This window comes from Streptomyces sp. NPDC059994, from assembly GCF_042737755.1.
Classification (GTDB): domain Bacteria; phylum Actinomycetota; class Actinomycetes; order Streptomycetales; family Streptomycetaceae; genus Streptomyces.
Genome location: NZ_JBHWUR010000075.1, coordinates 20,757 through 36,237 on the forward strand (window position 1 = coordinate 20,757; position 15,481 = coordinate 36,237).

15 protein-coding genes are annotated in these 15,481 nt (G+C 69.1%); 12 read left to right on the forward strand and 3 right to left on the reverse strand.

The genetic code is table 11. The features are described from left to right. Window positions 1-73: 73 nt before the first annotated feature. Both ACFWA7_RS28790 and ACFWA7_RS28795 read right to left on the reverse strand, forming a co-directional pair. Window positions 74-967, reverse strand: coding sequence for a hypothetical protein (locus tag ACFWA7_RS28790; RefSeq protein WP_385825939.1), 894 nt, complete (start codon window positions 965-967; stop codon window positions 74-76). 119 nt (window positions 968-1,086) lie between these two features. Then, on the reverse strand, window positions 1,087-1,578 hold the full coding sequence (locus ACFWA7_RS28795) for a MarR family winged helix-turn-helix transcriptional regulator (RefSeq protein WP_385825941.1): 492 nt from the start codon (window positions 1,576-1,578) through the stop codon (window positions 1,087-1,089). A 176-nt stretch (window positions 1,579-1,754) separates the two neighbouring features. On the opposite strand from ACFWA7_RS28795, the gene ACFWA7_RS28800 reads away from it, so the two are divergent. The 6 genes from ACFWA7_RS28800 to ACFWA7_RS28825 all read left to right on the forward strand — a co-directional run bounded on the left by ACFWA7_RS28800 (window position 1,755) and on the right by ACFWA7_RS28825 (window position 5,283). Continuing rightward, complete coding sequence (locus tag ACFWA7_RS28800) at window positions 1,755-2,294, forward strand: cupin domain-containing protein (RefSeq protein WP_385825943.1); 540 nt, start codon at window positions 1,755-1,757, stop codon at window positions 2,292-2,294. Window positions 2,295-2,387: 93 nt separating this feature from the next. Next, window positions 2,388-3,860 (forward strand): MFS transporter, encoded by a 1,473-nt coding sequence (locus ACFWA7_RS28805; protein ID WP_385825945.1) that lies wholly within the window; start codon window positions 2,388-2,390, stop codon window positions 3,858-3,860. Between the two features lie 135 nt (window positions 3,861-3,995). Then, window positions 3,996-4,187: a hypothetical protein gene (locus ACFWA7_RS28810; RefSeq protein ID WP_385825947.1), complete on the forward strand. Its 192-nt coding sequence runs from the start codon at window positions 3,996-3,998 to the stop codon at window positions 4,185-4,187. Beyond that, on the forward strand, window positions 4,184-4,519 hold the full coding sequence (locus tag ACFWA7_RS28815) for a hypothetical protein (protein ID WP_385825949.1): 336 nt from the start codon (window positions 4,184-4,186) through the stop codon (window positions 4,517-4,519). Before ACFWA7_RS28810 ends, ACFWA7_RS28815 begins: the two co-directional genes overlap by 4 nt. Window positions 4,520-4,550: 31 nt before the next feature. Then, window positions 4,551-4,823: a hypothetical protein gene (locus ACFWA7_RS28820; protein ID WP_385825951.1), complete on the forward strand. Its 273-nt coding sequence runs from the start codon at window positions 4,551-4,553 to the stop codon at window positions 4,821-4,823. A gap of 325 nt (window positions 4,824-5,148) precedes the next feature. Continuing rightward, window positions 5,149-5,283 carry a hypothetical protein gene (locus ACFWA7_RS28825; protein ID WP_385825953.1) on the forward strand — a complete coding sequence of 45 codons (135 nt, stop codon included), beginning with the start codon at window positions 5,149-5,151 and terminating at the stop codon, window positions 5,281-5,283. A gap of 940 nt (window positions 5,284-6,223) precedes the next feature. Here ACFWA7_RS28825 and ACFWA7_RS28830 read toward each other — a convergent pair. Further along, entirely contained in the window at window positions 6,224-6,424 is a 201-nt protein-coding gene (locus tag ACFWA7_RS28830; protein ID WP_385825955.1) for a hypothetical protein, read from the reverse strand. Between the two features lie 480 nt (window positions 6,425-6,904). On the opposite strand from ACFWA7_RS28830, the gene ACFWA7_RS28835 reads away from it, so the two are divergent. The 6 genes from ACFWA7_RS28835 to ACFWA7_RS28860 all read left to right on the forward strand — a co-directional run bounded on the left by ACFWA7_RS28835 (window position 6,905) and on the right by ACFWA7_RS28860 (window position 15,182). Further along, window positions 6,905-7,111 carry a hypothetical protein gene (locus ACFWA7_RS28835; RefSeq protein ID WP_385825957.1) on the forward strand — a complete coding sequence of 69 codons (207 nt, stop codon included), beginning with the start codon at window positions 6,905-6,907 and terminating at the stop codon, window positions 7,109-7,111. Between the two features lie 524 nt (window positions 7,112-7,635). Continuing rightward, entirely contained in the window at window positions 7,636-10,041 is a 2,406-nt protein-coding gene (locus ACFWA7_RS28840) for a Helicase associated domain protein (RefSeq protein WP_385825959.1), read from the forward strand. 424 nt (window positions 10,042-10,465) lie between these two features. Further along, window positions 10,466-10,894, forward strand: a complete 429-nt coding sequence (locus ACFWA7_RS28845) for a pentapeptide repeat-containing protein (RefSeq protein ID WP_385825961.1) — start codon at window positions 10,466-10,468, stop codon at window positions 10,892-10,894. Window positions 10,895-10,944: 50 nt separating this feature from the next. After that, window positions 10,945-11,490, forward strand: coding sequence for a hypothetical protein (locus ACFWA7_RS28850; protein ID WP_385825963.1), 546 nt, complete (start codon window positions 10,945-10,947; stop codon window positions 11,488-11,490). A 496-nt stretch (window positions 11,491-11,986) separates the two neighbouring features. Continuing rightward, a complete protein-coding gene (locus tag ACFWA7_RS28855; protein WP_385825965.1) occupies window positions 11,987-12,154 on the forward strand; it encodes a hypothetical protein in 168 nt (55 codons plus the stop codon). A 1,777-nt stretch (window positions 12,155-13,931) separates the two neighbouring features. Then, entirely contained in the window at window positions 13,932-15,182 is a 1,251-nt protein-coding gene (locus tag ACFWA7_RS28860; RefSeq protein WP_385825967.1) for a hypothetical protein, read from the forward strand. The last annotated feature ends 299 nt before the right edge of the window (window positions 15,183-15,481 follow it).

The window sequence follows — 15,481 nt, forward strand, 5'->3', positions numbered from 1 at the left end:
GAGCCCGCTTGCCTTTGACCAACTCCGTGTCAACGGTGCCGTTCTTACCTGTTTCCGGCGATCGTCGAGACGTTCACGCAACCGTGATCGTCGACAGAGAGCGCTGTGTGTCGGCGGGGGTGATGTGCCAGGTGCCTCGGGTCAGGTCGAGTGTTGCTATGTGGTCGGCATGCGCCGGTGGTTGTTGGCCGAGTCGCCATGGTTGCGGCAGAGCGGACAGGCGGATGGTCGCCAGGGTTGCTGATGTGGCCTCAACGGCTCCCATCCAGTGGGGGTGTTCGCGGATCAGTCGGCCTGTCGTCGCGGTGTCCGGTTCGGGGATCGTCACTGATGGAGTTTCACCGGCGTTGACGAGTGCGGAGCCGGCCAGCAGGGCCAGCAAACGGCTCAGGACCAGTGCGGGCATGGTGGGATCGGTCGACTCGATCGTCAGGTAGCAGTCGTCGTGCCCGGAATACCAGAGGCGCGAGCCCTCGATGCGGGGGAGGAGCGGCTCGTCGAAGGCGGTTGTTCCGATGGCCAGTGCGATCTCGTCGAGCTGGGCCGGGGGCGGCGCCATCGGTACGTCGATGAGAGACAGCTCGTACGGGTACCAACTGCCGTCCAGGAACCGGGGCAGACTGTCGCGGCGCATCACCAGGATCTCCTCACCGAGTCCCGGGGCGTCAGAAGCCCACGCCCCGATCGGGTGAGCGGTGAAGTCGGTTCCCTGTTCCGCGGCGATCAACGACGGCCGCCACTGTTGGAAGTCCTCGTCCAGGAAGCTGTTCGTCGCGAGGTCCACGACGAGGAACGTGTCGTTCGCCGAGCGCGCGAGTATGTCGACCAACTCGTCGGCTTGGGCCGCCGAAGCATCGATCTGCCATGAACTGCCGGTTTCACGAACAGTGAAACTCAGCGGGAACGGCAGACGATCCACCCCAACGCAGTTGACGTTGAAGGCCCCGTCGCGCCCAACCTCGATCATTTCCGCATCCCCCTGTGGGCTCGCCGACCGCTTTGACCTGAACAGATCATCATCTGCCGTCGGCCGGGGCAAGCCGCAGCGCACTGGTAGTCGTGCGCCGGCGTGGGGCTTGCCTGGTCTCACGCTGAGGTGGTCGGCGGAGGTGCGGTGTTCTTCGCCGCGTTGGGGTGGACGGCGTCGCGCAGGGTCCGCAGGTCGGTGACGAGGTGGTGGAGTTCTCCGGGGGTGTAGAGGCTGGTGAACCAGCGCTCGATGTCGTCGAGGTGGTCGGCGAGCACTCCGCGCAGTCGGGTGGTGCCTTCGGTGGTGAGGACGGCGTAGGTGCTGCGGCGGTCGTCGGGGCTTGATTCGCGGCGTACCAGGTCGCCGCGTTGCAGGCGGTCGACGACCCGGGTGACGCCGCTGGTGGACAGGAACAGCTGGGCGGCCAGATCGGTCATCCGCAGCCGCCCTCCCGGTGAGCGGGTCAGCCGCATCAGGGCGCCGAAGTCCAGGGGGGAGAGCCCCGCTTTGGCCATGGTCGGTGCCAGCTTCGCGATCAGCCCTTCGTGGGCCTCGAAGAACAGGCCGGTCACGGTCAGGCGGGGGTCGTCGAAGACATCGGCATCCATGCCTCTCATCCTAGCCCCAAATATTTGCTGCGCGGATAGTTGACGTGCGGACGATCTTGCCGGTAGAAAATTGGCTGCCGCGAGGATATTCCTCACGGCAACTAAATAGGTTGCGTCGGCCGCTGATCGGCTGTGCGGCCCCGCCCCGTCATGACCACGCCATGAGGAGAAGTCCGATGACCGCCCACACCCAGCCCCACATCCAGTCCCAGCCCCAGCGTCCCGTCCTGGTCCGCGCCGAGCAGGCCGAGTCCCTGCAGGACGGCGCCACCAGCCTGATCACCCTGCTGGCCGACGCGGGCGACACGGGCGGCGCGCTCACCGCCAACAAGGCCACGTTCGAGAAGGGCTCGCCGGGCGCCCCCGCGCACTTCCACACGAAGGCGACGGAGATGTTCCTCGTGCTCGACGGCACGATGCGTATCCTCGTCCAGGACGAGGTACTGACGCTGGAGAAGGGCGACTTCCTCACCGTGCCGCCCACGGTGCCGCACGCCTTCGCGCCCGCGCCGGGCAGCACCGCCGAGCTGCTCGTCGTCTTCACACCGGGCCTGAACCGCTTCGACTACTACCGGCTGCTGGAGCGCGTGTACCGCGGCGAGGCGACCGTCCAGGAGATCAAGGACAGCTCGCAGACGTACGACAACCACTACTTCGAAAGCCCGGTGTGGCAGGCCTCGCTGGCCGAGGCCGCCGCGTACGGCACCGGCAGCTGAGCAACTCCGCCGGCCCCACCAGCCCCGCCCCGTTTCCCCCCTCGCATGCTCACGCTGACAGACCCCTTACACGCCCAGAGAGTTGGCTCCGCCATGCCCGAAACCGCGCCCGAGCGCACCACGACACCACCGCACCGCCGTCTGGGACTGACCCTGGCCCTGCTGGCGTTCGCCCAGCTGGTCATCTCCATCGACTACAACATCGTCTACGTCGCACTCCCGGAGATCGGCTCCGGACTCGGCTTCTCCGCGCAGAGCCTGCAGTGGGTGATCAGCGCCTACGCGGTCGCCTTCGGCGGGTTCCTGCTGCTCGGCGGCCGGGCGAGCGACCTGTTCGGGCCGCGCCGGATGTTCGCGCTCGGCCTGGCCCTCTATGCCGGGTCCTCGCTGCTCGGCGGCCTGGCCACCGACCCCGGGACGCTCATCGCGGCGCGCGCCGTGCAGGGCATCGGCGGCGCCTTCCTCTTCCCCGCGACCCTGACGCTGGTGTCCACCAGCTTCGCCGAAGGCAAGGAGCGCAACCGGGCGTTCGCCGTGTGGGGCACCGCGGGCGGCAGCGGGATGATCCTCGGCTCCCTCCTCGGGGGCGTGCTCACCGACACGTTCGGCTGGGAGTCGGTCTTCTACGTCAACGTCCCCCTCGCCGGCGTGGCCGCGCTGCTCGCCTTCAAGCTGATCGCCCCCGATGCGCCGCGCACCGGCGACCGCCCCTCGTTCGACCTGGCGGGCGCGCTCACCTCCACGGTCGGCATCACCGCGCTGGTCTTCACGCTCGTGCAGGGCCCCGAGTCCGGCTGGACCTCCCCGCTCGTGCTCGGCGCGGCACTCTCCGGCGTACTGCTGCTCACCGCGTTCATCACGGTCGAAATGCGCAGCACCCACCCACTGCTCCCGCTGGAGCTGTTCCGCAACCGCAACCTGGCGGTCGGCAGCGTCATCACGTTCCTCTACATGGGCACCTTCGGCACCCTGCTGTACTTCCTCACCGTCTACTTCCAGAGCGTGCACGGGTACGGCCCGATGACCACCGGCCTCGCCTTCCTCGTCCCGATGGCCGCCATCGCCGCCGGCGCGCAGACCGCCGGTCGCCTCGCCACCGAGTACGGCATCCGGCCGGTCATGATCGCGGCGCTGGCCGTGGGCGGTGCCGGCACCGTGGTGGTCGCCCTGACCATGTCGACCGGGGCGTCCTACCTCGCCCTGGTGCCGGGCCTGATCGTGCTGGGCATCGGCCAGGGCGCCGGCTACACCCTGATGTTCGGCGCCGCAGCGCTCGGCGTGCCGGCCGAGGAGCAGGGCATCGCCTCCGGCGTCGCGTCGACCAGCCAGCAGATCGGCGGCGCGGTCGGCCTCGCACTCCTCGTCGCGGTCGCCAACTCCGGCCTCGACGGCCTCACCGGCGAAGCGCTCCGCTCGGCGACCACCGACGGCCTGCGCAAGGCGGTCCTCATCGCAGTCGCCGGCATCGCCCTCACCGCCCTGACCGTCCTCGGCCTGCGCAAGCCCGCGCCCCGCGAAGTCGGCCAGCACACCACCGCCGAGCCCCGCCCGGTGGTCCACGTCTGATCCCGCTGTCCTTATGTTCGAGAGGCCACTCCGGTGCAGGCGGAGTGGCCTCTCGAACGTGTAGCTCTCGCGGCTGGAGTGTTACGCCACCTCCCCCCGGGGCCGCCCTCGGGGCCGAGGTACGGACCGCCGGTCATGGGTGTGCTGGATGCGAGCTACGGCCTGGAGCCGGAGGGTGCCCCGGGCTGTGATCCGTGCGACGCGTGGCGTGCTGAGCGTGAGGTAGCCCGCGAGGACCGGGAGAGGCGGCGGGTGCGGCGGGCGAACGGAGAGCTCGCCCGCCACCCCGACCACCAGGGGTGGCCCGGCGGGGAGGCGGCCCGGTGAGCGTCAGAAGCACCCTGCGGGGCGTCGTCTACAAGGTGCTGCGGCACCCGGACAGCGAGGTGACCCTGACGGCCCGCTGCATGTCGGGCGAGGGCTGCGGGTGGGAGCTGGACGCGACCAGCGACCTGGACGCCGGGGGCGTCGCGATCATCGAGCACACGGCGGAGACCGGGCACGCCCTGTTCGTGCGCAAGGTGGAGGACATGGCGTGTGTGGTGCTGAACAGCAGTCAGGAGCAGGACCGCCGCGCCCAGGCCAACCGGCTGGAGCGTGCCGCCGGGCAGCGGGAAGCCGGCGAGGAGAGCATCGAGCACGCGCGGGCCGAGACGTGAAGCGGCGCAGCAAGAGCCGGGCGGGGACAGCATGGCCCGCTGCATCGTGATCACTCCCAGCCCCGATGATCTGGGCTACCACCACCAGGTGGCCCGCGATGCCTGGTCCGGCCGCTGCGTCACCGTCCGCTGCCTGGGGGCGCGGTGCTGGCGGCTCGTGTACGTCGACAGCCGCAACCGCCTCGCCGACCACGACCGGAGCCACCGCCCCTACGGTCTCTGCGAGCTGTCCGGCATGCGCGTCATAGATCGCGCCCGCCCCGACTCCCGCTCCCTGGTGAGGTCACGCCGCATGGGTGCGTGATCCGTCCCGGCCAGGGAGCGGGTTCAGCACCCCGTTCCGGTGCACGGTTGAGGTCCGTTCCGCCGGAACGGGGGCACGGCCCACCCTTTGGGGGCTCAGTGGGGACTTAAGGCTTTGGGGTGGGCAGTTCGGCACAACTCCGTGTGTTGATACCGAAGGAGGCCCACTATGGGCAGGGACGAAATCAACGGCTACGCCGTGGCGGGCGAAGAGATCATCAGCGCCTCCGAGCCGGAGCCGGGGCCCGACGAGAACGGCAACGGAGATGACCAGTAGCACCCCGGGTTCAGGCGACGGGAGCGCCCGCGCGACGGCCCGGAGGTTCTTGAAACGGGATCTTCCGGAGGACTCCGAGCTGTCGTGGCTGTGCCAGATCCACCAGGACCCGGACGCAATGAAGCTGCTGCTGCGCACGGGCTATATGTGCCTGCTCTGCCAGCGTGCTTGCTTCCGCTCCTGACCCCGTGCCGCCCTCTGCTCCCTCCCGGCGGCACGGTCCCCGGCCCGGCCGGCGCTCTCCCCCCGGGCGCTGGCCGGGGCGCTCCGCAGAGGGGATGACCGTGACACCACTCGGGCAGACCGTGTGAGCCAAAAGCCCAGACAGCGCCCCCAACACCGGATGACACCCTTCGATCGTCCGCTTCCCCCGCACCGCGCGATGCCGGTTGAGCCTCCTCTCGACCCCGTGCCATCGGGGGCGCCAGACTGGCATCGGTCATCGCATCGGTCAGCGCGCCGCCGGGCGCCGGACAAGCCTCACGCTGATGCGGCGTGCTCCAGACCGGCGCGGGGCTTGAGCTGCCGTGGGCGTCGTCGGGAGGGGCGGACTGTGACCACCTACTGATCTCAGTAGGTGAGGGTCCTTGCGCAGCACCGCGTCGAGCTGCTCGTAGGGCAAGGTGATGCCGCTGTCGGCAAGGTCTGGCGGTTGGTCTCGGATGCAGGCGGAGAGTTTCCCTGCCCCTCACTCGAATGGGTGACGATCTTTTTGTGCCCAGGAGCCCCATATGCCGGGCGGCATCAGGGCGTCGGATCGCCTTCCCCGGCGGCCGGCGGCCCGCCCGCGGTCCCACCGGGCGCCGCCGCATCGCCGGTCCGCGCGCTCTACCTGCGAGAAGCTCGTCGCTCGCGGACTTTCGAGTGCTGCAATCCCGGTTCGTCCTCGCGAAGACCCTGCGTCGCACCAATAGTTTTCTGTATAGTCGTTGTTGGAAGATTACTGCGACGCTGTACTGGGTGAGATAAACCGTTGCCGAATATATTGGTGATGACGGTTCGTTGAGTTCGCGAATGTATGAACCGGTTTGATGTGCGGCTCGGTAAAAAGATCTCGTCGGGTGCAGTAATCATCAAGAAGCCGCCCGGGGCACTCCAATTGCCCCGGACGGCGTCTTGGTTGCTCAGTGCGTCAGGACCCACAGCAGGACGACCAGCCGCGCGATGCTCTCGGCCAGGTCGAGCAGGACCTTCAGCCGCTGCGCCCAGTCATGCTCCTGGCGCAGCCGTGACAGCCACCGCTGCGCGCGCAGAAGTAGCCGGCGCAGCCTCGATCCTTCCTGCTCACGTGGGTCTAACGCGTTCTGAACATGTGACGTGTCCATGACTGGACCCCCTTTTCCTGGGGACGTGGAGCTCCTGTGTGTCGCCCCGGGGAAGGAGGGCTGGGCACTCCCCGAAGGAAGTGCCCAGCCCCTCAACGCAGGGGCGACACAAGGCCGGAACTCCTCAGCCTGGTCACGTACGCAGGGGACGCTATCGGAGGTGTAAGCAGCCCGTGGCGGGAATGCGCAAACATTCCACTAGCGTGAGGGATTTCGCTGCCACTTCCCGCCTGCCCGCCCAGGGCAAGCCCGTGTTCGCGGGCGCGGAGATGAAAGCTTCTTGCGGAATTCGTCCCATCGCGCGTGCTGTCCGCCCAGCCAGGCGACAAGCCTTCGCCCCGGTACGGCCGCTCCCCGTACGTCGGCTCCGTCCGGGGCCGGCCTGCCTCGGCGGGGCCGGGATGTCAGACCCGCCCACCATAATGGGATCACACGTTCGAGCCACGGTTGCGGTGGACAGTGATGATCACAGGAATGCAGATGCGGAACTTCAAAGTGGTGTGGCGGGACAGTGACGGCAAGGTCCGCTCGTCCGCCGTGTCGTACTCGGCGACTGCGGCCGAGGACCGCAAGCACCAGCTGGAGGGCGACAACGCCGTGGTGCGCGTCGTCGAGGTCGCGCCGGGCGCAGACGTCTCCGCAAGCCTTGTCGAGGAGATGCGGGCGGAACTGCCGCCAGCAGCCTGAGGCGGGATCAGGCAGGCACGGTCCCCTGCAGCCTGGTGCGCGGGGACGCGTCGATCCATCGCCGCCATCCCGATCGCGTGCTGGCTGGCTGCTGGACCGCCTCGCCGGCACAGTGACGCCGATTCCCGGGCGGACCATCCTGCGGCCCGAACGCTGGAGTGTCCGCCCGGCGACGGTCGTTGCCGCCCGGCGACGGCCTTCGGCTGCCAAGGCTGGCGGTGGCCAGCTCTCCCTCTTCGGGGAGTGAGGGCTGCCCGCCGATGCGCTGCCACGATCGGCACTGCACCAGCGGGCGCCTGGGCCGGGGGCGCCCCGCGCGGGGGCATCGAATGGAGAACGGGGCGTGCCCGGGTTGCCGTGAGCCGAGGCTGCCCGTGATGCCTCCAAGCCCCACGCTGGGGCCCGTCGTCGGCGCCGCGGGCCGGATCCCACCGGTGACCTGCGCGGGGTGGTGTGACTGCGGGAGGATGAAGACCCACAAGCCCCTGCCCGCTCCCTGCCGTACACCGAGGACCTCTGCCGCGATGCCGTCCCCCTCCACCACGTCGTCCCGCACCTCTGTTCGTCGTGTGCTGCGCCAGGACCAGCAGGCGGCGGTCGACAGCGCGGTACGGCATCTGAAGAAGCCGGGCACGCGCGGGCACATGGTCTCCGCGTGCGGCACCGGCAAGACCCTCATCGCGCTGCGCACCGCCGAAGCCCTGGACGCCGCTCATCTCCTGATCGCCGTGCCGTCTTTGGATTTGATCGGTCAGTGGGCGGCTGCGGCGCGTGCGGATGGGCGGCGTGAGCCGTTGATGGCGGTGTCCTCGTTGCGGGCGGAGAGGCATCCGCTGTTGGCCGGGGCGGGGGCGGTGTCCACGAACTCGGGGGAGTACCTGGCCTACTGGCTCACCCGTCACAAGAAGGCGACGGTGTTCGTCACGCTGGACTCGCTGCCCCGGATCGAGGAGAGCCTGCGCTCCTCTTTCACCGCCCCCCTCTTCGATCTGCTGATTGTGGATGAGGCGCACAGGACGGCCGGGTCCTGGGACAAGCAGTGGACCATGATCCACGACAATGCCCGTATCCGGGCCGAGCGGCGCCTGTATCTGACCGCGACCCCCTATGAGTGGGAGGCACCCCGGCTGACCGAGGCACCCGGCACGCGCCCGCAGCCCAAGCGGACCGCGGCCACCGCACCCCCATGGGAGGCACCGTCCCTGATCGCCTCCATGGACCAGGTACAGACCTTCGGCCCCCGCCTCCACACGTACTCCCATGCGACCGCGATCGAGGACGGGGTCCTGGCCGACTACCAGCTCCTCGTGCCCACGATCACCGACACCGACCTGCGCACCATCCTCACCGACCCGGACCTCCAGACCGGTTTCGGCCCGAGCGCCCGCCGCACGACCGCGCTGCACCTGGGGGTCCTCAAGGCGATGCGCGAACACGATCTCCACGATGTGATCGTCTTCTTCCAGCAGGTCGCGGACGCAGCGGACTTCGCCCGCCAAATCGGCCACACCCTTCGCACCCTCCCCGACAGCGAGCGCCCCGACTGGGCCGGCGACCTCATCGTGCAGTCGGTCAACGGCACCCACACGGCCAAGCAGCGCCACCAGATCCTCACCCGCTTCGCCACAGCCGAGCGGGCAGTACTCACCAACGCGCAGGTCCTGGGCGAAGGAGTCGACCTGCCGGCCGTGGACGCCGTCGTCTTCGCGGACCGCACCGCGAGCGTGCGCCGCATCGTCCAGGCCCTGGGCCGCGCCCTGCGCAAACCCCCCACCACCGCCACCAAAACGGCGAGCCTGGTCATCCCCGCCTACATCCCGCCCTCAGCCGACCCCACGGATCTGCTCGGCACCCCGTTCGAAGCCCTGTGGCTGGTCACCGCGGCCCTGCGCCATCACGATCAGTCGATCGCCGCCCGCGCCCCGCGCAAGAACAGCAAGCACCGCTTGGACCGCGACACCCACCAACTGATTGCCCGGCGCTTCCGGTTCGACTTCACCCTCGCCCCCGACCGCATCGCCCAGGCGATGGACCTGCTGGCCTGGCCCGCCGACGGCGCCGTGCTGTCCGAGCCCCGCCGCGCCGGCCTCGCGGCCGCCACCCGCTATCACAAGGAACACGGCCACCTGAGGGTTCCGACCAACTACGAGGACGCCTACGGCCACCGCCTCGGCGCCTTCATCACCGGCCAGCGCACGGCCTACCAGCAAGGCGCCCTCGACACCAAGTGGACCGCCGAACTCGAAGCCCTCGGCATGGTCTGGGACGACAGCGAAGCCGCCTGGCACGACCACATGGCAGACGTCGAGGCCTTTCACACGCTCCACAACCACCTCGCCATCCCCGCCACCACACCGGGCGGCCAGTTCCTCGTCGACCAGCGCGCCCTCGCCCGCAAAGGCCGCCTCACCCCCGAACGCGCCACCCAACTCACCGCCCTCGACGCCAACTGGCTGCTCCCGCACGGCCCCGACTGGCACCGCAAGTACCACCTGCTCCAGAGTCATCTCGCCGACGGCCACCATCCCTCCATCCTGCACCGCGACCTCGTGGTCGGCGGGGCAAAGATCGGCAGCTGGCTCCACCGCCAGCACACCGCCTGGGACAACCTCGACCCAGACCAGCGCACACTGCTCACCCGCCTCGGCGTTGCCCCCGACCACAGCCCGCGAACCACAAAGCAGCCACCCGCACAGACCAGCACCCGCCGACGGCGCACCTTCACACAGAGCGCCGAACTACTGCGCGCCTTCGTCGAGCGCCATGGCCGCCCGCCTGGGGCCCGGGAAGGGATCGACGTTGACGGGGAACGCGTCATGATCGGCCCGTGGTGGTGCAAAACCCGCATGAAACAGACCACAGGACAGCTCCCCGCAGATCAGCAACGGCTCATCGACGAGATCCTCCCACCTGCCCCCGCAACCCCCTAAGACCCCCGGCGGGCCATAGCCCTCGTCCTCGGACCGGACTCAGAACCCGCCCCTGAACCCTGAGCGAGCCTGTATGGCTGTTTCGTTGGCGGTTAAGGCGAGCACCAGGCCATCCCTGCCGCCGACGCCGCAGTGGCGCGGCAGAAGCTTCACGGAGAGCTTCCGGGTGCTTCGCGCGCCCCAGTGGTGCGCCTTTCCGCCCTGAAGCGACGGCCGTACACGCGCTGTCAGCGCGGCGGGAACTAGTCGCACACCACCGTGCGTCTTGCCAGAACAAGCCAGGTACCGGCCGCTATCTGTGGAGCCGCCCGCGATGAGCCCGCCCCCGCCCCCCATCCCTGCGGCGCCGCCCTGGCCGCATTGCGGGTACCACGAGCCCGGTACCGACCCCTCTACTGATCCGGTCGGCTGCCGCGGCATCCACGTGCCCGGCCACACCGCATGCCTGGCCCACCTGCGCGACACCGACCGCACCACCTACCTGACCAGCCTGACCCCCGGCGCCGACATCGACCACCGCGGCACCCCCTTCACCCAAGATCTGCTGGCAGCCCTCCTCCACGCCCTCACCGACCCCTCCACCAGCCAACCCCACCTCGGCCCCGCCAGGTTCGACAGTGCGCAGTTCACCGGCCCCGCCGTGTTCGGCGAGGCGCAGTTCACCGGCATCGCCTGGTTCAACAGTGCGCAGTTCACCGGCCCCGCCTGGTTCCACGGGGCGCAGTTCACCGGCGGCGCCAGGTTTTCCGGGGTGTGCTTTGAAGGTGTGTCGGAGTTGGGGCCGTTGGTGTGTGCGGGGCGGGTGGTGTTGTCGTCTGCGGTGTTTGTGCTGCCGGTGAAACACTGGAGATAGCAGCCGGGGAGGTGGTGTGTGGGCGGACACGATGGGAGTCGACAGCGACCGTGCGGGTGCGGTACGCGGACGTGGACCTCAGCCACGCGGTCCTGAGCGCCCCCGTCGCCGTCGTCGCCCACCCCACCCCCTTCACCTACAACGGCAGCGCTGTGAGCGAGACCCTGCTGGCAGGCCCCGGACCGCAGCCGAGCCACTCCAGCCGGGTACGGGTCGTCTCAGCGCAGGGGGTGGACGCCGCGCATCTGGTGCTGACCGACACCGACCTGACCGACTGCCTGTTCTCCGGGGCCTTCCACCTCGACCAGCTCCGTCTGGAAGGCCGCACCACCTTCGCACCCGCCCCCACCGGCCGGCACCGCTACGGCATATGGCCGGTGCGCTTCACCCGCCGACGTGTCCTCGCAGAGGAACACCACTGGCGCGCCCACACCGCCGGCCAGCCCGCCCTTGCCGCAGGCGTGACGCCGCAGCCGCGCCTGTGGCGCCCCGGACCGCACCACCCCGACCCGGATCTCGCCCCAGATCCGGAAGACGTCGCCGCCCTGTACCGGCAGCGTCACCGCGCGCGGCGCCACGAGCTCGCGGCGCCATGAAAGAACCGGAAGGCCTCGATGACCGAGCCCTGTGCCGAAGGCGATCGTCTCCGTGTTGCTGCCATGGGACTCCGTAAGTTGTTTGATGGCCCGGGAGGGCCGGATGTGGCTTATGGGTCTCTGCCAGTGGTGGCTTCTCAGGAGTGGCCGTCCGGTTCTCCGGGGCGCCCTGGCTGCTGATTGAGATGTGCGCGCTTCGTGCGGTCGCTGATTACGGAGATGACAGCGGGGTGTTCCTCGGGCCGACGGCAAGCCATGCGAAACGAGGAGGGGCGAGTGAAAGAGCGACAGGCCCGCGTCTGGGCCGGCGTTGATAGGTCTGGTGGGCCCGCTTCTCCTTTATGGGGTAGTGGGTCCTTTTGCTGTCTGAGGCGCTGCTCCCTGCTGAAGGGGTGTCAGGGCCTCTTCTGTTTTCCGTGGGAGGGGCCGAAGTTGACCCGCCCGCCGGACCGGACCAGGGAGCAGCGGGCGGGTCCTGAGCTACCGGAGAGACCCCGTGAACCCACCGGACGACGGCATCAGCCTGACCGTCCTTGCGCTTCTCGCACTGGGTGGCCTGGCGGTGTTCATCGCCTACCGAGACCCTCAGCTGGGTGAGGCTCTCGGTATCGGTGCTGCCGTGATCACCGTCCTTGTCCTTCTGCTGAAGGGAGGACGCCTGTAGCCGCCCGGTACAACGGCTCACTGGGTCGCCGGTTCTTTCCCGTGCCCCGATCGGGGAAAAGCCGGCGGCTGGGGTGGGCTCGCGCGGCGCCAGTGGTCGTACTCGCTCGTGGTGCCCAGCGTGCGCGGCCGGCGGCGGGCCGAGGCGGAGCCGTGAGGCAGGAGTGGGTGTGGGGGCGGGCGTAGGAGGCGCCGTCGTAGACGGTGTGGTTGGGGCGGGAGAGGGCCCTTCTCCCGCCGGGGGTGGTGTGACTAGGCGGGTATGGGGGTGAGGGTGGGGATCAAATGGGTGAGGGCCCAGATGATCTCGTAGGCGAGAATGCTGCCCATCGTGGAGGTCCACATATCGCGGAGTATCCGTCGCACCGGCGTTCACCTCCCTCGTGTGATGGTGTGAACTGGGGGTACGCCACGGACCTTACCCGTGTCGTGGCGGTGATCCACAGGCTCGGAGAGGGCTCTCCATTGGTCGGCGCGTGAGGGGCGTCTGCTCCCACGCCGGAACTCCGCGGCGCCGACCGCCGCCGCGTCTACGAACTTCCTGATGGCGAATGCACGTTCATTGCCCAGGTGGGGCTGCGGTCCATGCAGAGCGAGTCAGGGTGAAGTTTTCACCGGCCTCGTCGCTGGCGTACGTGGCGACGTCGCAGTGGGTGACGTAGGGCGGGAGGAGCCCCTCTTTTTAGTCGCCGCGCGAAGCGCGTCTGTTCAGGTTGTTCACGGTCCGCAGGCTGGTGGCGGCCGGTCAGGGGGTGTGAAGGGATGCAGCGCGGTGACGCGGTACGGGACCCCTGCGCCGGGCCGTACGGCGCGGCACTCGACCACGGAGGTGAGGGCCCCGGGGTCCCGTGCCGGGGCGCCGCCCCGCTTTGCGCGCCCTTGGGCGCGCTCTCTCGAAGGATTGGTAACAGTCAACTTGCGCCCATCCCACAAGGCTCCCGTCCGTCTGCGGACCGTGGTGGGTCCGTGTCGGACCGATCCGATCCGCCCCGGTCCGGTACGGTTCGACACGGACCCAAACCGGCCCGCAGGTGGACATGGGGCATGCGGGCGGCGGGGTGCGGAGTTGGGTGGCTGCCACGAGTTCCCGTACGCCAGGGACGCGCGGATGCTTCTCGCGCAGGGCGGTGAGGATCTGCCGCAGTGCCGGGCGGTCGCGGACCTCGCCCGGCGACACCCGGACCGCCTTGTCGAATCGAGGTGCTCGCCAGCAGTGGCTGATCGTCCTGGAAGGCGTCGCCGACCCCGACGACCTGTACAGCCTGTGGCCTCCCTCCGTTCCCTCCGGCCGTGGAGATCGCTGGCGGGTGCGCCCGGCCTTTGCGCCGGTGGGCCAGGCGTCCGCACGGACCAGGGCCATCAGGTCGATGGGATTCACGGAGCGCCACGTCATGCTCCTGTGGCGCAACGCACCAAGGATGTCACCGCGTGGCTCCGGCACGTGCACTGCGGACACGCGGCTTCTTGATGCCTCAGGACGAGTGCGTCGACACTCACCGGCCGCTGATGGTCCACCCGGTCAGGCAACCAGCAGGCAAGGCATGGCTGGGTAGCCCTGCCCACACCCAAGTCTCCAACTGTCCGGAGTGTGCGGAGAATTGGCTGTTCAGAGGCCCTTTGATGGCCTGCGATGTGCCTTAGTTTTTGGGGTGCCGGAGCGACATCTCGCCCGGTACTCCCGAACTGGGCATCCGGTGCCGAGCACGCGACAGTTTCCGGCGCGTTCGTGCACACAGCCGGTTCGGTGAGGCGACTCCCATCCGCTGAAGGACTTCGCCATGCCCTCGCATGCCCCGATTCGCTGGAACGCCCCCCACCCAAGTGCAGTCCTTGACTGGCAGCGTCGCCAGGAGGTCTACACCCGCACCAACCTGACCGCGCTGCACCTGGGCAGCGCGATCCAAGCAGGCAACTGGACTCTCCTGCCGACCCCGGCGCTCCATCCGGAACGCATCGACACCGTTGAGTTCGCCACGAGGATTCTCATGTCCGCCGAGGCGCAGCGGTTGGCCGAGGCCCGGACCTACAGCATCGGCCCCAACACAACGGGTTTGGCCGTGGCGGCCGCCGCAGGCTCAGCACCCCGCGAGGAGATCAGCGAGAGCCGGGCTCCCAGCCCCACCGGTCTCATGATCTTCGCGGACCCCATCGGATCGGACATCGCACGATTCGCCAACCAGCGAGGCGGGACGATCGAAATCCACACCCCCATCGTGGCCGTCTCCTGGTCCTCCTGGGGCCAAGAGCACTCCCAGCTCCTCGGCGAGGACTGCCCGCTGACGTGGCTGCGGAACAGCGAACAGCACGGCCTCGTGCCCATCGCCCCCGACCTGCAAGGCATATGGATGACGTTCTACGCGGCACGCGTGAACGACACCCACGGCCTCAGCCCGAACGCTCCCGCAGCGGTCGGCCCCCACGGCGAAGTCGTCACCGTACGCGAAGCCGCGCACGCCGAAGCCGCCTTCGCACGCAGCAACCCCCACCTGTTCGGGCCGCTCATCTGGCACAACGAACTGCTCCTGCCCAGTGGCGAGACGTTCAGCGAGCACCCGTCCCCGAACAGCGCCCAGGAGTGGGCGAGCATCGTTTACACCGTCTGGCAGATCATGCAGCAGACCGGTGCGCGACAGCTCGTGGAGGTCCGCGACGTCGCCGAGCCCCCCGCAGCCCGTAAGAAGACCAAGGCCAAGGCCAAGCAGCGAGGCCAGCAGGCCGTAGTCGGTGACGGTGTGGTCAGGGTGGTCGACCTTGCCGCCCCGCACCGCCCGGCCGCCAACGCCACGCAGGCGGACGCGGCCGCCTCCGATGGGCGCAGCAAGGTGCAGTGGACCTGCCGCTGGCCAGTCCCGCCCCACCGCCGCAGTACCTGCACCAACCCCTACCTGCATCACCGCCTCAAGGACGACAGCGAAGAGCACCACACCCACCGGGAAGACGTGATCGCCTTCAAGATCAAGGGGCCCAAGGACAAGCCCCTTCGGGTCAAAGGCGGCACGACCTTCACCTTCGACACCCCCAACCCCTAGCGCCCCACCGTCGACCCCGCCAGAGCATCGCCCACTCAGCCGCCCCGGCCCCGCCGGGGCGGCACCCGCCCATCCACCGGTGCGCGCACAGGCTGCCGGAGGGTACGGCCCCCCCCGTTACCTTTTTCGTGGCTCCGCAATGGGGCCTCCGGCCTTCGGGTCCGGCATGACTTCCCCCCCTTGTTGTTGATGATCCGGGGGGTGGTGTCACCGGGCCCGGAGGCATCGACGGACCACTGATGAGGGGCTTGAGCACCGGCTTCACCCAGGCCGGAAGAGCTCTCCGTAACGTGGATGTG